Raw genomic sequence first — 21,536 nt, forward strand, 5'->3', positions numbered from 1 at the left:
CCGAACCTCAACGCAAAAGGCCGTACACGGACTCTGTGTACGGCCTTTTGCGTGGCTTCCCTACGCCCTGTTCGCTCAGGGCGAACCGCCGCCCGCCGGCGTACCCCGGCTGCCCCACTCCACGTGCGGCCCGTCGAAGTGCGCCGCATTCTGCGGCGGATGGGCCGCGGCCCCCAGTACGAAGGCGTCCTCCGCCCAGTCCAGTACCCCACCCGACGGATCGTCGTCCCCGGCTCGGCGTACCACGTCTCGTTCCGGCATGAGGATGTCACGTACGACGACGGCGCACAGGTAGAGCGTCCCCAATAGGTGGATGACGATGACGACGTGATAGCCGTCGGTGGGCAGTCCCTTGTGGGCATCACCACTGGTCGTGTACGCGAGGTACATCCAGATCCCGAGGAAGTAGGCGACCTCGCACGCCTGCCAGATCAGGAAGTCCCGCCACTTGGGGCGGGCCAGCGCGGCGAGGGGGATCAGCCACAGTACGTACTGCGGTGAGTAGACCTTGTTGGTGAGGATGAAGGCCGCGACGACCAGAAAGGCGAGTTGGGCGAAGCGCGGCCTGCGCGGGGCGGTCAGCGCGAGTCCCGCGACGCCCAGGCAGGACAGCAGCATCAGCACCATGGCGAGCGTGTTGACGGTGTCGGTGGTGAGCGGGCTGTCCATGCGATGGGACAGGACGAGCCAGAACGAGCCGAAGTCGACGCCGCGCTCCTGGCTGAATGTGTAGAACTTCGACCAGCCCTCTGGGGCGAGCAGCAGCACTGGGAGGTTCACGACCAGCCAGGCGCCCCCCGCGCCGCGCAGCGCGGTGCCGAACTCCCGCCACCTGCCCGCGCGCCAGCACAGCACGAGCAACGGCCCGAGGAGCAGGAAGGGATAAAGCTTGGCGGCCGTGGCAAGGCCCAGCAGGACGCCGAAGGCGAGCGGGCGGCTCCGCGCCCACATCAGCATCGCGGCGGCCGTCAGGGCGACGGCCAGCAGGTCCCAGTTGACGGTGGCGGTGAGCGCGAAGGCGGGTGCGAGGGCGACCAGCAGACCGTCCCAGGGCCGCCGCCGGTGGGTGCGGGTCGCACAGACCGCGATGACCGCCGCGCACACCATCAGCATCCCGGCGTTGACCATCCAGTAGACCTTTGCCTGGTCCTGGATGCTGCCGCTGCCGGGTGTCAGCCAGGAGGCGACCTCCATGAACACGCCGGTCAGCACCGGGTATTCGAGGTACTCCATATCGCCGCTGAGCTTGTCGAAGTACGGCACGAGCCCCTCGGCGAAGCCGCGGCCCTGGTAGAGATGCGGGATGTCGGAGTAGCACGCGTGCGTGTACTGCGAGCTGGCCCCGACGAACCAGGCGCCGTCGTAGCACGGCAGCTTCTGCACCATGCCGAGGGCGAACATGCCGATCGCGACGAGCACGATGACGCGTACCGGGGTCCACCAGGACGTTCCGAGCAGCGCGCGCCGCCCGATGGGGCCACCGATCAGCTCGCTGCCGGTCGCGGCGACCGCGTCCTCCTTGGTCGGCCGTACCGGCTCCGGCTCGTGCGAGCTCGCTCGCTTCGTCTCTGCACTGGGCATGCCGACCATCCTGCCGTACGTAGCTGAGGGTGTGCTGGGTCCAATCGCCGCGGCCGTGGCTGGTCGCCTGACTGAAGGGCTTCGCCTTGTGTACGACAAGGGCCGCCGCACCCTGGTCGGTGCGGCGGCCCTTGTTTCACGTGAAACAGTGTGTTTCACGTGAAACACACACGGTGACGGCTACTCAGTGCCTCACCCGAAGATGCCTCCGTTGTCGTTACCGCCGTTGTTGCCAGGAGGATCGGACTCCGTCGGCGAAGCACTCACACCTCCGTCGGCTCCGCCGTTATCAGCACCACCGTTGTCCTCTCCTCCGTTGTTGTTGCACTCGAAGTCGAAGGGCTCGCAGGTGTTGCTCGGCGTGGGCGAGGGACTCGTCGTCGGCTCGCTGGGCGTCGGGCTCGGCGTCGGGGTCTCCTCCTCCTCGGGCTCGGGCTCGGGGAGCGAAGGCGTCGGGGTCGGGGTCGGGATGTCGTTGACGACCTCACCGATGGGTTCGGGTTCCGGGAACTTCTCCGCGCGCTTGCCCTTGAGCGCGTCCTCCATGTAGTCGTGCCAGATCTCGGCCGGGAACGAGGCACCGTGGATCTTCTTCTGACCACCCGTGCCGAACATTTCCAGGAACCTGCGGTTCTTGTTGTCCGCGTTGTCGTCCATGCGGTACATGGAGATCGCGGTCGAGAGCTGTGGGGTGTAGCCGACGAACCAGGCGGACTTGTTGCCGTCGGTGGTACCGGTCTTGCCAGCGACCTCACGGTCGTCGAGCGCTGCCGCGGTGCCGGTGCCGTCTTCCACGACGGTCTTCAGAACGTCGGTGACGTTGTTGGCTACTGGGGGGGTGAAGGCCGTTTCGGTCTTGGCGATGTCTGCGTGCCTGAATACCGTTCCGTCCTTGTCTTCGATCTCCTTGACCGAGTATGGATCGTTCTGCTTGCCGCTGGCCGCGAAGGTGGCGTACGCGCCTGCCATACGGATGGCGCTGGGGTCGGAGGTGCCGAGCGAGAAGGACGGGTAGTTCGAGCTGGCCAGACTGCTCTCCAGAACGCCCGCGTTGATCGCTGCCTCCTTGACCTTGTCCAGTCCGACGTCCATGCCGAGCTGCACGTAGGCGGAGTTCGCCGAGACCCTCATCGCCTCGCGGAGGTCGATCCGGTAGCTCGGGGCGTTGTACGACTCACCGCCGTCGTTCTTCTGCAGCCACACCTTGCCCTTGTTGTCCTGCCAGACGTTGCCGTCGTAGTCCTCGATCTTGAGCTTGTTCTTGCCGCTGTAGAAGCTCTTGGGCGAGACGATCGTCCGCTCGTCCTGCGCCTGGATCGGGTCGCTTTCGGGATTGCGCGCACCCCACTGCATCGCGGACGCCAGCACGAACGGCTTGAACGTCGACCCGACCTGGGCGCCGGTCTGGTCGGCGTTGTTGGTGAAGTGCTTCGTCGCGTCCTCGCCACCGTAGATGGCCTTGATCGCGCCGTCCTTCGGGTCCACCGAGGAGCCGCCGAACTGGACGTGCGTGTCCGTTTCGGGACGCTCCTTCGGCTTGATGTTCTCCTTCTGGACCTTCTTCACCGCGTCTTCGAGCTGGTTGACCATCTTCTTGTCGAAGGTCGTGTGGATCTCGTAGCCGCCTCGCTGGAGTTTCTCGGCGGTGACCCCGGTCTCCTTGCTGTTGTTGACGATGTACGCCTTGGCAAGGTCGACGAGGTAGCCGGTCTGGCCGCTCAGCTGGGCATTCGACCGCGGGTTCTCGGTCTTGGGGAGCTTCGTGTACTTCTGTCGCTCCGATGCCGACAGGTGACCGTACTCGACCATCTTGTCAAGCGTGTCCTGCATCTGCGCAAGGGCCCGCTTCTTGTTTGCGTCGGACGTGGCAGCCGGGTCGATGGCGGTTGAACCCGCCGGGTCGTAGTAGGTGGCGCCCTTGAGCGTTGCCGACAGGAAGGCGCATTCGCCCGGGTTCAGCTTGATGGCATCCTTGTTGAAGTAGACACGTGCCGCTGCCTGGATTCCGTAGGCGCCGCGACCGTAGTAACCGGTGTTCAGGTAGCCCTCGAGGATCTTGTCCTTGGGTTCGGTGGTACCCACCTTCATCGAGACGAAGATCTCTTGGAACTTCCGCGAGATCGTCTGCGACTGATCCTCCAGCATCGCGTTCTTGACGTACTGCTGGGTGATCGTGGAACCGCCCTGCGTCTCGCCGCCCCGGGCCATGTTGAGTACGGCGCGGGTGATGCCCTTCGGGTCGATGCCGCTGTCGTCGTAGAAGGTCTTGTTCTCCTGGGAGATGACGGCGTTCTGCATCGCTTTGGGAATCTGCGAGAGGTTGATGATCTGGCGGTTCGTCTCACCACCCGTGGCGACCATCTCGGTGCCGTCAGACCAGTAATAGACGTTGTTCTGCGCCGTCGCCGCCTCGGCGACGATCGGAACGCTCACCATGGCGTACCCGACGCCCGCAATGGCTACCAGGCTGCCGAAGAAGCCGATGCACAGCCCGGAGACAAGCCTCCACGACGGCACCCACCGCGCCGCGCCGTACTTGCCCGCGCGCGGATAGTCGATGATGCGCTTCCTGGGCGGCTCGGCCCCGCGGCCCCTGCCACGCCCGGGCCCGTTCGGCCCGCCGGGACCGCCTCGGCGGCCGCCACCACCGTGGCCACCGCCTCCCGCGCCGTCGGCCGCTCTGCGCCGGCCGCCGCCGCTGGTGCTTCTCTGGGCAGCCTTTCGAGCCTCTGCTCGGCCACCGTACGGCCGTTCCTCGCCTCCTGATCCGTAGGAGGCGGAAGGAGACCCGGTGGCGCTTCGCGGTGCCGCGCGGCGGCCGGAGGACGAGCCGGTTTGGCCGCGTCGGGCCGCGGCGCGTCCGCCGTCTTGCGGCTGCGGCGGTTTGCGACGGTGCTCGCTCATCGAACGGTTACTCCTCGGGCAGGCGCACCTTTGCGCGCCTGGAAACGGCGGCTGGTTTCCCGGTCCCCCCGAAGTACGGATGCGGTCGTTCTGTCATTCACCCGTACTGCACCGAGGACGAGGACGTCCCCAAACGTCACTTGGTTCCCGGTGATGTGCATGGCGCACAGACTACGCACCGGCAAAACCTACCGAGGGCCGAAGGCAACCCCAAAACAGGCAACTCGCTTCCCACGAATCGGTGATGTGACGCCGCTCACTGTGCCCACTCTTGTCGCGTACGGATGGCCGTTCTATCGTGCTGATGTATCGAGTCGATACATCAGCTCGGCATAACGACCGTCATGGCAAGGCTGCTGCAGAGAGGAGGCGACGATGAGCCGGCGTTCCGGGATCCTCGAGTTCGCCGTACTCGGCCTGCTCCGCGAGTCCCCGATGCACGGCTATGAGCTGCGTAAACGGCTCAATACGTCACTGGGTGTGTTCCGTGCCTTCAGCTACGGGACGCTCTACCCCTGCCTCAAGACGCTGGTCGCCAACGGCTGGTTGATCGAGGAATCGGGGGGTGCCCGCGATGAAGCACCTGCCGCTCCACTCGCGGGACGCCGCGCCAAGATCGTCTATCGGTTGACGGCGGAAGGTAAGGAGCACTTCGAGGAACTGCTCTCGCAGACGGGTCCCGACGCGTACGAGGACGAGCACTTCGCCGCTCGCTTCGCCTTCTTCGGGCAGACGTCACGGGATGTACGTATGCGGGTCCTCGAAGGCCGCCGCAGTCGTCTCGAGGAGCGCCTGGAGAAGATGAGCGCCTCCCTGGCGCGCACCCGGGAGCGCCTCGACGACTACACCCTTGAGCTCCAGCGCCACGGAATGGAGTCCGTGGAGCGCGAAGTGCGCTGGCTGAACGAGCTCATCGAAAGCGAGCGGGCCGGACGGGACCAGCAGCGTCCCGCCTCGGACCGCTCCGCTCAGCAGGACAGCACATCTGGAGAGTCGGGCGGCCTGCCCCGGCACGGGGACAATCCCCGGCCGGATCCGTCCGACGACACCGCCACGTGAAGTCCGCTCAGGGCTTCACCGAGTACACACAGGGAGCAACCGGAATGGGTTCGGTTCGCGTAGCCATCGTCGGCGTGGGCAACTGCGCCGCCTCGCTGGTCCAGGGCGTCGAGTACTACAAAGACGCCGACCCGACCGCCAAGGTGCCGGGTCTGATGCACGTCCGGTTCGGCGAGTACCACGTCCGCGACATTGAGTTCGTGGCCGCCTTCGACGTCGACGCGAAGAAGGTCGGCCTCGACCTCGCGGACGCCATCGGTGCCAGCGAGAACAACACCATCAAGATCTGCGACGTCCCGAACTCCGGTGTGCCCGTGCGGCGCGGCCACACCCTGGACGGGCTCGGCAAGTACTACCGCGAGACCATCGAGGAGTCCGCCGAGGCCCCGGTCGACGTCGTCCAGGTCCTCAAGGACCAGCGGGTCGATGTCCTCGTCTGCTACCTCCCGGTGGGCTCCGAGGACGCGGCGAAGTTCTACGCCCAGTGCGCCATCGACGCCAAGGTCGCCTTCGTCAACGCCCTTCCGGTCTTCATCGCCGGCACGAAGGAGTGGGCGGACAAGTTCACCGAGGCCGGAGTCCCGATCGTCGGTGACGACATCAAGTCGCAGGTCGGCGCCACGATCACACACCGCGTCATGGCGAAGCTGTTCGAGGACCGGGGCGTCATCCTGGACCGCACGATGCAGCTGAACGTCGGCGGCAACATGGACTTCAAGAACATGCTCGAGCGCGACCGCCTGGAGTCGAAGAAGATCTCCAAGACGCAGGCCGTCACCTCCCAGATCCGCGACCGCGAGATGGGTGCCGACAACGTCCACATCGGCCCCTCCGACTACGTGGCCTGGCTGGACGACCGCAAGTGGGCGTACGTCCGTCTCGAGGGCCGCGCCTTCGGTGACGTCCCGCTGAACCTGGAGTACAAGCTCGAGGTCTGGGACTCCCCGAACTCCGCGGGTGTCATCATCGACGCCCTGCGCGCCGCGAAGATCGCCAAGGACCGCGGCATCGGTGGCCCGATCCTCTCGGCGTCGAGCTACTTCATGAAGTCCCCGCCGGTCCAGTACTACGACGACGAGGCCCGCGAGAACGTCGAGAAGTTCATCAGCGGCGAGGTCGAGCGCTAAACGCTTGGTTCCATGGGCTGTTGAGGGTCCCCGGGTCATGTACCCGGGGACCTTTCCCATATGTGAGGCTGTGCCGCATGGCTGTCGTACGGGACCTGCGCGTACTCCTGCGCTTCCGGAACTTCCGGCGCCTGCTCGCCGTACGACTGCTGTCCCAGGGCGCTGACGGCGTCTACCAGGTCGCGCTCGCCACGTACGTCGTCTTCTCGCCGGAGCGGCAGACCTCGCCGGCCGCGATCGCCTCGGCGATGGCGGTGCTCCTCCTCCCGTACTCGCTCGTCGGCCCCTTCGCGGGCGTGCTGCTGGATCGCTGGCGACGCCGCCAGGTCTTTCTGTACGGGAACCTCCTGCGGGCGCTGCTGGCCTCCCTGACGGCCGTGCTGATCGTGAGCAACGTCCCGGACTGGCTCTTCTACGTCTCCGCGCTGAGCGTCACCGCGGTCAACCGCTTCGTCCTGGCGGGTCTGTCCGCCGCGCTGCCCCGTGTCGTCGACTCCGAGCGCCTGGTGATGGCCAACTCCCTGTCGCCCACGGCCGGGACTCTCGCCGCGACCGCGGGCGGCGGGATCGCCTTCGTCGTACGTCTCGTCATCTCGGACTCCGACGCCGCGGTCGTCCTCGTCGGGGCGGCGCTCTATCTGTGCGCGGCACTCGCCTCGCTGCGGATGGCGCGGGAACTGCTGGGTCCCGACCAGGAGTTGGTGCAGCCGCATCTGAAGGCGGCCCTTGCGGGTACGGCACGTGGCCTGGTGGCCGGCGTGCGTCATCTGGCCGAGCCCGCACGCCGCGAGGCAGCCTGGGCGTTGACCGCGATGACGCTGATGCGGTTCTGTTTCGGCGCCCTGACGGTCATGGTGCTGATGCTCTGCCGGTACGCCTGGTCGTCCGGCTCCGGGGAGGACGGTCTCGCTCTGCTGGGGCTGGCCGTGGGGATCTCCGGGGCGGGCTTCTTCGTGGCGGCGGTGGTGACTCCGACGGCGGCCGGGAGGCTCGGGCCGGGAGGCTGGATCGTCGTCTGCGCCGGATCGGCCGCGGTCCTGGAACCCGCGCTCGGTCTGTCGTTCACCGAAGTGCCCGTACTGATCTCGGCCTTCGTCCTCGGCCTCACCACCCAAGGCGCGAAGATCGCCACCGACACCGTGGTCCAGTCGTCTGTCGACGACGGCTTCCGCGGCCGGATCTTCTCCGTGTACGACGTGCTGTTCAACGTCGCCTTCGTCGGCGCCGCCGGAGTGGCCGCCCTGATGCTGCCTCCTGACGGCCGCTCAGTCCCGCTGGTGGTCACGGTGGCCGTTATCTACGCGGCAGTTGCTGCGTCTATGGCCCGCTTTGAACGGCGTCGAGTGTCACATCAGTGACACAGAGCGTCTCCGAAGCATTGAGTTGTCAGTGAGGGCCGATAGCTTACGTGGGTCTTATTTCGCGCTGCGCGCTCCTAACGTTCTAGGGGGACCCTCAAGTGACCACTCCGCCGCCCCAGGGCCAGAATCCGTACGCTCAGGGGCAACAGCCTCAGGGCCAGAACCCGTTCGCCCAGGGCCAGACGACACCCCAGGGTCAGCCTCAGTTCCCCGGCCAGCCCGGCTATCCGCAGCAGCCGAACGCGCCGTACGCCCCGGTCCCGCCTCAGCAGCGGAAGCGCGGAGTCAAGTTCTACCTGCGCATTGCGGTCGTCGTTGCCGCCGTCATCGCCGCAGGCATCGGCTTCATCGCGAGCCGGGACGACGCCGCCACCGCCAAGGTCGGCGACTGCATGAGCGTCGGCAACCCGAAGAGCACCACCGAGCCGGAACTCGAGGTCGTGGATTGCGGCGACTCCAAGGCCGCGTACAAGGTCGAACAGAAGAAGACCGACGACTCCAGCTGCGACCGCACCAAGTACGCCCAGTACACCGAGACCGGTGGCAGTAGCGAGTTCACCCTCTGCCTGTCGGAGTACCCCGCCAAGTAGAAGCTCATCTGACGCACGAGGGCCGCTGTTTCACGTGAAACAGCGGCCCTCGGCGTATCCGGATCCAATCGATGCCGGGCCATGTTTCACGTGAAACATGGCCCCGTTTCACGACTCAGCTCTGCACGGCCCACCACTCCTTGAGTGCCGACACCGCCGCATCGTGCTCCATCGGCCCGTTCTCCAGGCGCAGCTCCAGCAGGAACTTGTACGCCTGGCCGATGACCGGCCCAGGCCCGACGCCCAGGACCTCCATGATCTGGTTGCCGTCGAGGTCCGGCCGGATGGCGTCCAGCTCCTCCTGCTCCTGGAGTTGGGCGATGCGGTCCTCCAGGCCGTCGTACGCGCGCGAGAGTGCGGCGGCCTTGCGCTTGTTGCGCGTGGTGCAGTCGGAGCGGGTCAGCTTGTGGAGGCGGTCGAGGAGCGGGCCTGCGTCGCGTACGTAGCGGCGGACCGCGGAGTCCGTCCACTCCCCGGTGCCGTAGCCGTGGAAGCGCAGGTGCAGCTCGACCAGTCGTGAGACGTCCTTCACGAGGTCGTTGGAGTACTTGAGGGCCGTCATGCGCTTCTTGGTCATCTTGGCGCCCACCACCTCGTGATGGTGGAAGGAGACCCGGCCGTCCTTCTCGAAGCGGCGCGTGCGCGGCTTGCCGATGTCGTGCAGCAGCGCGGCGAGGCGGAGGGTGAGGTCGGGACCGTCCTCCTCCAGCTCCATCGCCTGCTCGAGCACGATCAGCGAGTGGTCGTAGACGTCCTTGTGCCGGTGGTGCTCGTCCCGCTCCAGACGCAGTGCGGGCAACTCGGGCAGCACATGCGCGGCGAGTCCGGTGTCGACGAGCAGCGTCAGCCCCTTGCGCGGGTGTGTGGAGAGGATCAGCTTGTTCAGTTCGTCCCGGACACGCTCGGCGGAGACGATCTCGATGCGCTCGGCCATGGCCTTCATCGCGGCGACGACGTCCGGTGCCACCTCGAAGTCGAGCTGTGCGGCGAAGCGGGCAGCCCGCATCATCCGCAGCGGATCGTCGGAGAAGGAAGCCTCGGGCGTGCCCGGAGTACGCAGCACACGCTCCGCCAGGTCGCGGCGCCCGCCGTGCGGGTCGATGAACTCCTTCTCCGGCAGCGCCACGGCCATCGCGTTGACCGTGAAATCGCGGCGTACGAGGTCTTCCTCGATGGAGTCGCCGTACGACACCTCGGGCTTGCGCGAGGTCCGGTCGTACGCCTCCGAACGGTACGTCGTCACCTCGATGTCGAAGCGCTGAACAGCGTCCCCGACCCGGGCATCCTTCTGCGCCCCGACCGTCCCGAAGGCGATCCCGACCTCCCACACGGCGTCCGCCCAGGGCCGCACGATCTTCAGTACGTCTTCGGGGCGGGCATCGGTCGTGAAGTCCAGGTCGTTTCCGAGCCGACCCAGGAGGGCGTCCCGGACCGAGCCGCCGACCAGGGCGAGGGAGAATCCGGCCTCCTGGAAACGGCGGGCGAGATCGTCGGCGACGGGGGACACCCGCAGCAGTTCGCTCACCGCGCGGTGCTGCACCTGGCTCAGGGCATTGGGGTTGTCTTCGTTGGCGTTCGGCACAACAGAAAAGGGTACGTGGCGCGGGCGACGGCGAGCGCCTCCATTAATCGTGTACCGGTGCTTCCCCCATCCTTGGTGGGCGCCTCCCTCAATACGTGCACATAGGCGACAGCCCGGCCCTGGCCCCCGATCTTGTGGGGCGGACCGCGGCACTTCCCCTCAGCGTGCATCGTTACCATGCGTGGACGCACATTCCGACGACCACTGACGACGACGAGGGACGGGCGAGCGCGTGGCCGAGGCGGCAGACTTCCAGGGGACGAGTGCCTCAGCTGCCCGCCGGTGGCTTCGGCGCACCGGAGTACTGCTCGCCGGAGCGCCTTTGCTGGCCGGCCTGCTCCAGCTGCCCGCCTCGCCCACCGCGGGTGCTACCGAGCACACCGCCGTGGCCGACGCCACCGGCTCCAGCACGGTCGACGTCTCCCTGGACTCACTCAGCCCCAGCGTCCCCTCGGACGGGGACACGCTCACCGTCTCGGGCCGGGTCAACAACAAGGGCAAGCAGTCGGTCACGGACGCCCAAGTCGGTCTGCGCGTGGGACCGACGGTGAACGGCCGCTCGTCGATCGACACGGCCGCGAAGAGCAACCCGTACGCGGGCACCGAAGTCGGCGGCTCATACGTGCAGGATTTCGCCGAGCTGACGCCGGGTGTCCCGCAGAGCTTCAGTATCTCCGTCCCCGTCGACGACCTGGACCTCGGTGCCGATGGCGTCTACCAGCTCGGGGTCACGCTCACCGGGGAGACCGCCGCCCAGCCGTACGAGCGGATTCTCGGCATTGAGCGGACCTTCCTGCCGTGGCAGCCTGAGGCTTCGGAGACGAAGACCAGGACGACGTTCCTCTGGCCCCTGATCTCCACCCCCCATATGACGGCCGAGACGGGTTCGAACGAGCAGCAGACCCCTGTCTTCAAGGACGACGACCTGGCCGCGGAGCTGGCGCCCGGCGGCCGGCTGCAGCAGCTCCTCACGCTTGGCAAGGAACTCGACGTCACGTGGGTGATCGATCCGGACCTTCTGGCCTCCGTGGTCGCGATGACGAGCAGCTACGAGATCCAGACCGGCGCCGAAACCACCACGGCAGGCACCCGCCAGGAGGCGGTCGCCAATCAGTGGCTCGCCGAGCTGGAGAAGGCGGTCGAGGGCGAGGAGGTCGTCGCCCTTCCCTTCGCCGACCCGGATCTGGCGTCGCTGGCCCACAGGGGCAAGGACGTCGCCGGCTCGCTGAGTCACCTCAAGGACGCCACGGAGGTGGCCGCCACCACGGTGGAGTCGATCCTCCACGTGACGCCCAGCACGGACTACTCCTGGCCCGTGAACGGCGCGATCGACCCGTCGATCGTCAAGGTCGCCACCTCCGCCGGCGCCGACACAGTGATCTCCCGCAGCGACAGCCTGAAGGAGACCGGCAGCCTGTCGTACACGCCCAGTGCTGCCCGACCCATCGGCGGCGGCACCACGGCGGTGGTCGCGGACGCCCGCCTGTCGACGGCGTTCCAGGGCGACATGGCGGTGGCCGGCAACTCCACGCTCGCCGTGCAGGAATTCCTCGCCCAGACCCTGATGATCACCCTGCAGCAGCCGGGGAAGCCGCGCAGCATCGTGGTCGCCCCGCAGCGCATGCCGTCCGCCAGCCAGGCCCAGACGATGGCGCAGGCGCTCACAGCCCTCCAGGGCGGGAACTGGTCACAGTCGGCGGACCTGTCCGCGGCCACCGAGACCAAGCCCGACCCTGGCGCCACTACGCGGGTCCCCTCGGCGTACCCCTCCTCGCTGCGCAAGCAGGAACTGCCGCCGAAAACCTTCGAGCAAATCGAGGAGACTCAGCGGAAGATCAACAAATTCCGGGTGATCCTCACCGAGGAGGACCGGGTGATCACCCCCTTCGGGCGGGCCCTGAACCGGGCGATGTCCACGTCCTGGCGCGGTCACGAAGCCGAGGCGGTCGTGTACGGCTACGGCGTGGATGCGTACATCGATGAGCTCACCGAGCAGGTCGCACTGATCAAGAAGTCCGAGGCGAAGCTGTCGGGACGCAGCGCCACGATTCCGATCACCGTGCAGAACAACCTTGTCCAGGGCGTCGACCATCTGGTGCTGCGCCTGACGTCGGAGCAGCCGTCGCGCCTGCGTATCGGTGATGGTGCCTCCTACGAACAGCAGGTGGAGGTGTCGGGCGGGCACAGCCAGTCGGTGAAGTTCACCGCCAACGGCCGGGCCACCGGCCAGTACGCGGTGACCGCCCAGCTCTACACGGAGGACCGCCAGCCGTACGGCCGACCCATCACGTTCTACGTGAACGTCACCGAGATCCCCCCCGCCGTGATGCTCGTCATCGCCGGTGGTGTCCTGCTGCTCGTACTCGCCGGATTCCGGATGTACACCCAGCGCAAGCGCGCGGCCGCCCGGCAGGCGGAGGAGGGGCTGGACGACGGCCCTGAGGACGACGCCGAGGATGGTCGTGAAGAGGCTTTCCACTCGGAGTCGGAGACGAAGTCCGAAGCAGAATCGGGGTTGGCGTCCCCGGCGGAATCGAGGGCAGACGACCCGGAGCAGCCGAGTGACCCTCCACCGGACACCGCACCGGAGAGCACCGGCCCGTCCGGCACGGGTGAGAGAGTGGACCGTTGAGCGATGTCGTGGCCGGTGGGCCGGGGACGATGAGGTGGGGTAACCATGAACGCGCCGTACGACGGTGACCGCGGTGAGGGCGCGGGGGGCTCCGGCTACCCCGACGACCCGCCGCAGGGACCGCCGGAGCCCGGCCAGGTGCCGCCACAGCCCCCCGCCGACATGTACGTCCAGGACGCCTACGGACAGGATCCCTACGGGGTACGGGATCTCGCCGCCCAGGACCCGGTCGGCGAGGCGCTCCACGACCGCGCCGCGTATCCACCGCCGCCGCCCGGCACATACCCGCCGCCGCAGCAGCTCTACGCCCAGCCGCCGCAGTCGCCGTACGCTCCCGATCCAAGTGTGTGGGCGCAGACCCCGGCGCCCGAGCCGGAAGGCCTGTCGCAGCATCTTCCCTACGGTGACGACGCCCGTACGACCCAGTTCGTGGGCGTGGACGACCTGGTGACACAGGCCGGGGAGCAACGCCACGAGCCGGATGCCTTCGCGTATCTCTTCCGTGACCAGCAGCAGGGCGGTGCGTACCCGCCCGCGGCCTCGCCCGGTGTGCCATCCCCCACACCCGAGCCGGCTCCCGCCGCCCCTCAGTCTCCGCCGCCTGCGCCCGCATCGGCGCCGGCGCCCGCTTCGAAGAAGTCCGGGGGCCGCGCGTCGAGTCTGCTGAAGTCGAGCGCGGTCATGGCGGCGGGCACGATGGTGTCCCGTCTCACCGGCTTCATCCGGTCCGCGCTGATCGTCGCCGCGCTGGGCACTGCCCTCCTGGGCGACACCTTCCAGGTCGCGTACCAGCTGCCGACGATGATCTACATCCTGACGGTGGGAGGCGGCCTCAACTCCGTCTTCGTACCGCAGCTGGTGCGTGCCATGAAGGAGGACGAGGATGGCGGTGAAGCCTATGCGAACCGTCTTCTGACCCTTGTCATGGTGGCGCTCGGCGCGCTGACCCTGCTCGCGATGTTCGCCGCACCGCTCCTGGTCCGCATGCTGTCGAACTCCGTCGCCACCACCCCCGCGGCCAACGAGGTCGCCATCACCTTCACCCAGTACTTCCTGCCCACGATCTTCTTCATGGGCATCCACGTGGTGATGGGCCAGATCCTCAACGCTCGCGGCAGCTTCGGGGCGATGATGTGGACTCCGGTCCTCAACAACATCGTCATCATCGTGACGCTCGGCATGTTCATCTGGGTGTACGGCACTTCGGCGAACTCCGGGATGGCCGTCGGAAACATCCCGCCGGAGGGCCAGCGGCTGCTCGGTATCGGTGTCCTGCTCGGCCTTGTCGTCCAGGCCCTCGCGATGATCCCGTACCTGCGCGAGACCGGGTTCCGGCTGCGGCTGCGCTTCGACTGGAAGGGCCACGGCCTCGGCAAGGCCGCGATGCTCGCCAAGTGGACGATCCTGTTCGTCCTCGCGAACCAGGCGGGCGCCGTCGTCGTCGCCCAGCTGGCCACCGCAGCGGTCACGGACACGGGTACCGCCGGTACCGGCTTCAGCGCTTACGCCAACGCCCAGCTCATCTGGGGTCTCCCGCAGGCCATCATCACCGTCTCGCTGATGGCTGCCCTGTTGCCGAGACTCTCGCGCTCGGCCGCTGAGCAGGATGCGGGCGCCGTCCGCGACGACATCTCCCAGGGCCTGCGCACCACAGCCGTCGCGATCGTGCCGATCGCCTTCGGCTTTGTCGCACTCGGCATCCCGATGTGCACCCTGATCTTCGGCTCCTCCGGTACAGACGCGGCCACGAAGATGGGTTACATGCTGATGGCCTTCGGGCTCGGCCTCATCCCGTATTCCGTGCAGTACGTCGTGCTGCGCGCCTTCTACGCGTACGAGGACACCCGGACCCCCTTCTACAACACGGTCATTGTGGCCGCCGTCAACGCAGCGGCCTCGGCGCTCTGCTACCTCCTTCTGCCACCTCTCTGGGCGGTGGCGGGAATGGCCGCCTCCTACGGTCTCGCGTACGCGATCGGCGTGGGCGTGGCCTGGCAGCGGCTGCGCAAGCGGCTGGGCGGCGACCTGGACGGAGCTCGCGTCCTGCGTACGTACGCCCGCCTCGGCATCGCCTCGGTACCGGCGGCGTTGCTCGCCGCCGCGGCCTGTTATGGAATCACCCAGGGGCTGGGGCAGGGTGTTCTCGGCTCCCTGGCCGCCCTCCTCGGCGGTGGCATCGCCCTGCTCGGCGTCTTCTTCGTCGCGGCTCGGCGGATGCGCATCGAGGAACTGAACGGAATGGTCGGCATGGTCCGGGGGCGCCTCGGGCGCTGAGGCGGGGTACGCGCACAACCATCGTCCGGGACCGCGTGTCGTGCATAGCGGCGGACTGTGGGCACAATTGGCTTTGGCGTCGGACAGCGGGCAATGGAGATGGGGAGGCAGGAACGACGGTGGCGGAACGGAGCACGGCTGCCGTCGACGTGGCAGACAACAGCGGTGATGAGCCGCTGACCGCCAAGGCGGACCAGTCCACGGCCGACGGGGTGGCCCAGAACCGGGAGCGGGACACGAAAAGCTCGGAGAGCGAAGAGGCACAGGGGAGCGGCGGGGACGAGAGCCCCGGCAGGACCTCACCGCCCGAGTTGCACAGCGGCCACAAGCTCGCCAGACGCTACCGGCTCGAAGAGTGCGTCACCCGTCTGGACGGTTTCAGCAGTTGGCGTGCCGTGGACGAGAAGCTGCGTCGCGCCGTCGGCGTGCACCTGCTGCCCGCCGATCATCCGAGAGCGCGCTCCGTCCTGGCGGCGGCCCGTTCCTCCGCCCTCCTGGGCGATCCCCGCTTCGTCCAAGTGCTGGACGCGGTCGAGGAGGACGACCTGGTCTACGTGGTGCACGAATGGCTGCCGGATTCCACGGAGCTGACGACGCTTCTGGCCGCCGGCCCGCTGGAGGTGCACGACGCGTACCAGATGGTCAGTCAGGTCTCCCAGGCGATGGCGGCCGCGCACCGCGAAGGGCTGGCTCATCTGCGACTGACTCCAGGCGCCGTGCTGCGTTCCTCGTCCGGCCAGTGGCGCATCCGTGGGCTCGCCGTGAACGCCGCGCTGCGCGGCATCAGTTCCGACACCCCGCAGCGCACCGACACGGAAGGGATCGGCGCGCTGCTGTACGCCGCCCTCACCCAGCGCTGGCCGTACGAGAACGACGCGTACGGCCTCTCCGGGCTACCGAAGGGTGTCGGGCTCATCGCGCCCGATCAGGTGCGGGCCGGAGTGCACCGCGGCCTGGCGGAACTCGCGATGCGCGCGCTCGTCAACGACGGCGCGACGGCATCCCGTCAGGAACCGCCGTGCACCACGCCGGAGGAGTTGGTGAAGGCAATCGGCGAGATGCCCCGCATCCGCCCGCCGGAGCCCGCGTTCACCGGGCCGCCGGACTACCAGCGCACCACGTACCAGCAGGGCAGCTACGGCCGCCCCGCGGCCCACCCGGGCGCCACCCAGCCGGTGCCGACCCCGCCGCCCCCGTTGCAGAGCCGTACCGGCAAGGCCCTCAAGTGGGCCGTGTCCGCGTTGCTCATCGCCGCGCTGGGCCTTGGCAGTTGGCAGTTGGCAGATGCCCTCATGGAGCGCGGGAAGTCCGACGACACCAACAAGACGCAGACGACGGACGACAACGACAAGGGCAGCGACAAGACCAGGCCGACCAAGCCGATCACCATTACTGGTGCTCGGGACTTCGACCCGTTCGGCCCCGACGGTTCGGAAAAGCCAGGCGACATAGACAAGGTCTACGACAGCACTCCCGGCACCTACTGGCAGACAGACTTCTACAGGAGCGCTGACTTCGGACGGCTGAAGCCGGGCCTCGGCGTCATCCTCGATCTCGGCAAGGTCCAGCAGATCGGGAAGGTGACCGTCACCTTCGTAGGAGACACGTCTGTCGAGCTACGTGCCGCCTCCAGTGACGCGAACTCGGAGCCTACCTCCTTCGACGCCTACAACAAGGTCTCCGAAGGCTCCGGTACGAGCGTGACGCTCAAGCCCGGCGAACCCCTCAAGTCCCGCTACGTTCTGGTCTGGCTGACCGAGTTGCCACTGATGGATGACGGTACGTACCGCGGCAGGGTGGTCGACGTCAAGGTGACTAGTTGAGAGCTCGCTTCCGTCAACGACGTATGGAGCGCGCCTCTGCGAGCAGCTTGTGGTGGGCTTCAGCCAGACGATGTAGGTCGTCTCGGTTTTTTTTGATCATGGCCCGCTGAATTTCAGATTCCTCACCGCTCCAGATCCGCACCAGGTCGGTACGCGTCTTGCAGTCGACATCGGCTTTCGCGGAAGATATCTCGCGTTTTGTGACCTCTTTACCGGAGTTCTCGTCCGCCCCGAGCGCCTGTAGCGGGGTGCCGTAAGGGAAACCCTTATCTTTCATGCATTGCGACCACTCTTTTATCGTTTTAAGGACGACGGATGAGGTCAGAGACCGCTCAAAACTTTCTGACGCAATTCTCTGCGCCACTTCGACCGCCTTTTCATCGGTGTACTTTCCCCGGAGATCTTTCTTAACCTCCCCGAGACAGCCACCTTCGGGCACCGCCACTCCGTTCACTTCGGCGGGGCTGTTTGGGCGCCCGTTCAGAGCGAGAACCTCGTCCGTAGAAAGCTCGGGACCACCAGAAAACCTAGGTGTATCGGGGAAGTGATATCCGTACTCTGACACCACGTCCGCATTAAGAACTCCATATCTACGATTGGTTCCCGCAACATACTTTGCGGCCGAGTTGGAGCTCTCAGACCTGTATCTGAGGCCGTACTTCCGCATACAGGCGTCCGCGAGCGTTTCCTCTGCTCTGGCGATCACACGCAGTTGCTCCGTGGTGAACGCATACTCGCCTATCGGAAACTCCAGATATTCCTCCAAAGCCGAAGCCTTGTGCGCACTGTTCACTCCAGAACCGGCCGGAGAGGGCGGAGAGGTTGGCGTAGGGTGCGGCTCTTCTCCTTGCGTGCTGCAGCCGGAGGCGCACACAAGAGCAGCACACGCCACTGCAGTGAAGTAATGGACTCGACTTCTGCTGACCATGCGATCACCTTTTGCAATCCAGAGAAAATGGGTGCCGGAGGCATCTGACCGCACCCGGCACCCAATGATTCTCAGTTCTTTCTAGCTAAACTGGTAGCAGTTCCAGCCCTGGGCCATCTCCCCGTCAACGATTCTCAGCGACGCGTTCTCGTTGTACGTGCGCTCCAGTTGGTTTGCCTGCGCCTGCTTGTTTCCCTGAGCCCAGAGCCAGTCACACGCCCCGCCATAGTTGGAGCTGTAGTAGACCGTGGCGCTCTCACTGACGGTTCTGGCGATGAAAAATGCTGAAGCAGCGTTGTTCTTGACCGAGAGCCCCTTGCCTGCCCCACTCGTCGCGAACGTATACCCGGCCAGATTACTGACCCCGCCGTAACCGACGAAATTCGCAGCAGATCCGTCGAAATTCGAGTTGTAATAGAAACGAAAACACGGGTAGGCGCCACTGCAGTCCTTGCCCGTATAGGTGGTCGCTCCGGCTTGAGAGACACCGGACAGTGTCAACAAACCAGCCACAGCACCGATGGCTGCCGCTTTCTTGAAGAGCTTCACCCTTCCCCCCTTCTGGTCAGGAAATGACGCTTGATCGTACTTTCACTCTTTCTGAAAATCAAGAGAACAAATCATGCTCACTTTAACCTTTCCTGCCGAATTAAACGTGATATGCGTCACTCAATGGATTCGTGGCACCTTCGCCGAGTTCTTGCCCGTGAAGAGCCTTGACATCTGCTTCACCCTCTCCCGTCGGGTGGCTGCCATCGGCACGGCACATACATTGCTCGACCACCCATCGCGTTCCCCGGGCGAAGTCCGTAAGGTTGCCGGTGAGGGGAGGGACGGAGTGCAAGAAGAGCCTTCGCTCACCAACATGAGCGATCAGGACCTCTTGGCCTGCCATGTCCACGGCGATTCCGATGCCTTCGGTGAACTCGTTAGGCGTCATCGTGACCGGCTGTGGGCGGTAGCGCTGCGGACTCTGGGAGACCGTGAGGAGGCCGCGGACGCGGTCCAGGACGCCCTTGTCTCCGCCTATCGCGCCGCCCACACCTTCCGCGGCCAGTCAGCCGTCACGACGTGGCTGCACCGCATCACTGTGAACGCCTGCCTGGACCGCGCACGCAAGACAGCCTCACGGAAGACGTCTCCCGTCGACGACACGGAACGCCTTGAGCAACTCCTGGAGCCCCACGAGTCGGCGTCCGCGCCGGCCGAGCGCAACGATCTGCACCGCGAGCTCCTCGAAGCCCTCGGCACCCTGCCGCTCGATCAGCGGGCCGCCCTCATCCTGGTGGACATGCAGGGCTACCCGGTGGCAGAGGCTGCCCGCGTGCTCGACGTGCCGACCGGCACGGTCAAGAGCCGTTGCGCACGCGGCAGAGCCAGGCTCCTCCCGCTGCTCAGACACCTGCGTACGGACGCCGGAAGTGGCGAGGGCAGCAAGAAGTCGGGCGTGGGACGGAACCGCACGCAGGGGACATCCGTCCCACCCGCAGCGGGAGTACAGGATGCAGGGCCAAGCGATTCAACTGCTGTGAAGGGCGGAGGTGGGCGAGCGTGACATCGACCGACACGGCCGGGCACCCGGAAGTCACGGAGATCTCCGACCTCACCGAAGGTCTGCTCCCGCCCTCGCGTATGACAGATGTGCGCCGGCACGTGGAGGACTGCGCGCTCTGTGCCGACGTGTACGCATCGCTGGAAGAGATCCGCGACATGCTCGGCACACTGCCGGGACCGTCGCGCATGCCTGCCGACGTCGCGGAGCGCATCGATGCCGCTCTCGCCGCGGAGGCACTGCTCAATGCCACGGAGCCTGACGCCGATACCGCGGGCGCCCGGGAGCTTGTGGGCGCCTCCCGTCCCGTGGCCGACGAGAGCGGCGGCTCGCGTGTTTCACGTGAAACATCGACCGCGGCCGACCGTCCCGCAGGCCGCCCTCGCGCCGCCACCGGACCGGGTCGTACGAAGCGCACACGCCCAAGCCGTCGCGGCGCCGTCCTCCTCGGCGCCATGTTCACGGCAGCCGCGCTCGGGCTGGGCGGCGTGCTCCTTCAGTCGATGGGCGACGACACTCCGGGCACTACTCCGGAGCAGGGTCGCGCCGACTCCGCGAACACCTTCACCGAGGGGAAGCTGGAGAGTCAGGTCGCGGATCTTCTCGCCTCGAGCGAGGGCCAGGACGACGGCAGTCGCAACAACAAGTCGCCCTGGGGCCACCAGTCCGACCCAGACGAGCCGAGCACGCTGAAGGAACCCAAAGCTGCGGTGCCCGAGTGCATCCAGCAGGGCATCGGTCGCAACGAAGCCGCTCTCGCCTTCGAGAAAGGCACGTACGAAGACACGAACGTCTATCTCGTGGTGCTGCCCGACGCCTCCAACGCCACACGGGTCACGGCCTACGTCGTCGACTCCGCCTGCGTGGCCAAGTCCCCGGACTCGGCGGGCAAGGTGCTGCTGCGGCAGTCCTACGAGCGACGCTGATCGACCTCCGCTCCGGTCCATGGCATCCAAATGGCATCCGTGCTGTCGCTGTGCGGTCACGCGTCGCCGTGTGCCCGGACACAGCGGGAATGCACGCCCCTTAGGATCCGTTGGGTGGGGTGAGGGCTCTGAGAAAAGCTCCCACCAGTCGTACGAAGCAGTCTTCAGAGACGAGGAATCAAGCCGTGAGCGACGTCCGTAACGTGATCATCATCGGTTCGGGGCCCGCCGGCTATACGGCGGCGCTGTACACCGCACGCGCGTCGCTCAAGCCGCTGGTGTTCGAGGGCGCCGTGACCGCGGGTGGCGCGCTGATGACCACCACAGAGGTGGAGAACTTCCCCGGCTTCCAGGACGGCATCATGGGCCCCGAGCTCATGGACAACATGCGCGCCCAAGCCGAACGCTTCGGCGCCGAGCTGGTCCCGGACGATGTCGTGGCGGTCGATCTGTCCGGGGAGATCAAGACGGTCACGGACACCGCGGGCACCGTGCACCAGGCCAGGGCCGTGATCATCGCCACCGGCTCGCAGCACCGCAAGCTGGGCCTGCCGAACGAGGACGCGCTCTCCGGGCGCGGGGTGTCCTGGTGCGCGACCTGTGACGGCTTCTTCTTCAAGGACCAGGACATCGCGGTGATCGGCGGCGGCGACACGGCGCTGGAGGAGGCCACCTTCCTCTCCCGGTTCGCCCGCTCCGTGACGGTGGTCCACCGCCGGGACACGCTGCGCGCCTCCAAGGCGATGCAGGAGCGCGCGTTCGCCGACTCGAAGATCACGTTCGTGTGGGACAGCGAGGTCGCCGAGATCCAGGGCGACCAGAAGCTCTCGGGGCTCAAGCTGCGCAACGTCAAGACCGGCGAGCTGACCGAGCTGGCGGTGACGGGCCTGTTCATCGCGATCGGCCACGACCCGCGCACCGAACTGTTCAAGAGCCAGCTCGACCTGGACGACGAGGGCTACCTCAAGGTCGACACTCCCTCCACCCGCACCAACCTGACCGGCGTCTTCGGCGCCGGCGACGTGGTCGACCACACCTACCGCCAGGCCATCACCGCGGCCGGCACCGGCTGCTCCGCCGCCCTCGACGCCGAACGCTATCTCGCCGCCCTCGCAGACCACGAGGCCGCGGCGGAGCCCGAGAAGACCACCGTCTGACCCCCAACCACCTCACCGCACCAACCAGTTAAGGAGCCCG

General features: G+C 66.7%; 15 protein-coding genes. 10 read left to right on the forward strand and 5 right to left on the reverse strand.

Annotated features, from left to right (window positions below; translation table 11 throughout):
• Window positions 1-75: 75 nt before the first annotated feature.
• Window positions 76-1,590 carry a glycosyltransferase family 87 protein gene (locus OP79_RS18165; RefSeq protein WP_033321289.1) on the reverse strand — a complete coding sequence of 505 codons (1,515 nt, stop codon included), beginning with the start codon at window positions 1,588-1,590 and terminating at the stop codon, window positions 76-78.
• A 183-nt stretch (window positions 1,591-1,773) separates the two neighbouring features.
• Window positions 1,774-4,485, reverse strand: a complete 2,712-nt coding sequence (locus tag OP79_RS18170) for a transglycosylase domain-containing protein (RefSeq protein WP_078491855.1) — start codon at window positions 4,483-4,485, stop codon at window positions 1,774-1,776.
• 375 nt (window positions 4,486-4,860) lie between these two features.
• Between OP79_RS18170 and OP79_RS18175 the strand changes: the two genes are divergently transcribed.
• The 4 genes from OP79_RS18175 to OP79_RS18190 all read left to right on the forward strand — a co-directional run bounded on the left by OP79_RS18175 (window position 4,861) and on the right by OP79_RS18190 (window position 8,622).
• Window positions 4,861-5,544, forward strand: coding sequence for a PadR family transcriptional regulator (locus OP79_RS18175; RefSeq protein ID WP_033321290.1), 684 nt, complete (start codon window positions 4,861-4,863; stop codon window positions 5,542-5,544).
• Between the two features lie 44 nt (window positions 5,545-5,588).
• Entirely contained in the window at window positions 5,589-6,671 is a 1,083-nt protein-coding gene (locus OP79_RS18180; RefSeq protein WP_033321291.1) for an inositol-3-phosphate synthase, read from the forward strand.
• Window positions 6,672-6,748: 77 nt separating this feature from the next.
• On the forward strand, window positions 6,749-8,029 hold the full coding sequence (locus OP79_RS18185; RefSeq protein ID WP_033321292.1) for an MFS transporter: 1,281 nt from the start codon (window positions 6,749-6,751) through the stop codon (window positions 8,027-8,029).
• A 101-nt stretch (window positions 8,030-8,130) separates the two neighbouring features.
• Window positions 8,131-8,622: an LppU/SCO3897 family protein gene (locus tag OP79_RS18190; RefSeq protein ID WP_033321293.1), complete on the forward strand. Its 492-nt coding sequence runs from the start codon at window positions 8,131-8,133 to the stop codon at window positions 8,620-8,622.
• A gap of 115 nt (window positions 8,623-8,737) precedes the next feature.
• On the opposite strand, the gene OP79_RS18195 is transcribed toward OP79_RS18190, so the two are convergent.
• A complete protein-coding gene (locus tag OP79_RS18195) occupies window positions 8,738-10,204 on the reverse strand; it encodes a CCA tRNA nucleotidyltransferase (protein WP_033321294.1) in 1,467 nt (488 codons plus the stop codon).
• A 232-nt stretch (window positions 10,205-10,436) separates the two neighbouring features.
• Here OP79_RS18195 and OP79_RS18200 point away from each other — a divergent pair, with 232 nt between their 5' ends.
• The 3 genes from OP79_RS18200 (at window position 10,437) to OP79_RS18210 (ending at window position 16,933) form a co-directional block, all read left to right on the forward strand.
• A complete protein-coding gene (locus tag OP79_RS18200) occupies window positions 10,437-12,836 on the forward strand; it encodes a DUF6049 family protein (protein WP_033321295.1) in 2,400 nt (799 codons plus the stop codon).
• 45 nt (window positions 12,837-12,881) lie between these two features.
• Complete coding sequence (gene murJ, locus OP79_RS18205; protein ID WP_033321296.1) at window positions 12,882-15,110, forward strand: murein biosynthesis integral membrane protein MurJ; 2,229 nt, start codon at window positions 12,882-12,884, stop codon at window positions 15,108-15,110.
• 119 nt (window positions 15,111-15,229) lie between these two features.
• Window positions 15,230-16,933, forward strand: coding sequence for a protein kinase family protein (locus tag OP79_RS18210; protein WP_033321297.1), 1,704 nt, complete (start codon window positions 15,230-15,232; stop codon window positions 16,931-16,933).
• A gap of 13 nt (window positions 16,934-16,946) precedes the next feature.
• Here the strand turns inward: OP79_RS18210 and OP79_RS55285 are convergent, their stop codons facing one another.
• The gene (locus OP79_RS55285) at window positions 16,947-17,699 is read right to left on the reverse strand and encodes a hypothetical protein (protein ID WP_157857325.1); all 753 of its coding nucleotides are present in this window, start codon (window positions 17,697-17,699) and stop codon (window positions 16,947-16,949) included.
• 243 nt (window positions 17,700-17,942) lie between these two features.
• Window positions 17,943-18,410, reverse strand: coding sequence for a hypothetical protein (locus tag OP79_RS51775; protein WP_078491856.1), 468 nt, complete (start codon window positions 18,408-18,410; stop codon window positions 17,943-17,945).
• A 316-nt stretch (window positions 18,411-18,726) separates the two neighbouring features.
• Here OP79_RS51775 and sigM point away from each other — a divergent pair, with 316 nt between their 5' ends.
• The 3 genes from sigM (at window position 18,727) to trxB (ending at window position 21,496) form a co-directional block, all read left to right on the forward strand.
• A complete protein-coding gene (gene sigM, locus OP79_RS18215) occupies window positions 18,727-19,416 on the forward strand; it encodes an RNA polymerase sigma factor SigM (protein ID WP_033321298.1) in 690 nt (229 codons plus the stop codon).
• Window positions 19,413-20,339, forward strand: coding sequence for an anti-sigma factor (locus OP79_RS18220; RefSeq protein ID WP_033321299.1), 927 nt, complete (start codon window positions 19,413-19,415; stop codon window positions 20,337-20,339). Before sigM ends, OP79_RS18220 begins: the two co-directional genes overlap by 4 nt.
• Before the next feature lie 185 nt (window positions 20,340-20,524).
• Window positions 20,525-21,496 (forward strand): thioredoxin-disulfide reductase, encoded by a 972-nt coding sequence (gene trxB / locus OP79_RS18225; protein ID WP_033321300.1) that lies wholly within the window; start codon window positions 20,525-20,527, stop codon window positions 21,494-21,496.
• The last annotated feature ends 40 nt before the right edge of the window (window positions 21,497-21,536 follow it).

The sequence above is a fragment of the Streptomyces yerevanensis genome, assembly GCF_000716805.1.
In the GTDB taxonomy this organism is placed as follows: domain Bacteria; phylum Actinomycetota; class Actinomycetes; order Streptomycetales; family Streptomycetaceae; genus Streptomyces; species Streptomyces flaveus.

What these genes read in the sequence shown, in the direction of transcription:
- OP79_RS18165 (WP_033321289.1), bottom strand. Translation starts at nt 1,590, where the DNA reads ATGGTCGGCATGCCCAGTGCAGAGACGAAGCGAGCGAGCTCGCACGAG.
- OP79_RS18170 (WP_078491855.1), bottom strand. Translation starts at nt 4,485, where the DNA reads ATGAGCGAGCACCGTCGCAAACCGCCGCAGCCGCAAGACGGCGGACGC.
- OP79_RS18175 (WP_033321290.1), top strand. Translation starts at nt 4,861, where the DNA reads ATGAGCCGGCGTTCCGGGATCCTCGAGTTCGCCGTACTCGGCCTGCTC.
- OP79_RS18180 (WP_033321291.1), top strand. Translation starts at nt 5,589, where the DNA reads ATGGGTTCGGTTCGCGTAGCCATCGTCGGCGTGGGCAACTGCGCCGCC.
- OP79_RS18185 (WP_033321292.1), top strand. Translation starts at nt 6,749, where the DNA reads ATGGCTGTCGTACGGGACCTGCGCGTACTCCTGCGCTTCCGGAACTTC.
- murJ (WP_033321296.1), top strand. Translation starts at nt 12,882, where the DNA reads ATGAACGCGCCGTACGACGGTGACCGCGGTGAGGGCGCGGGGGGCTCC.
- sigM (WP_033321298.1), top strand. Translation starts at nt 18,727, where the DNA reads ATGAGCGATCAGGACCTCTTGGCCTGCCATGTCCACGGCGATTCCGAT.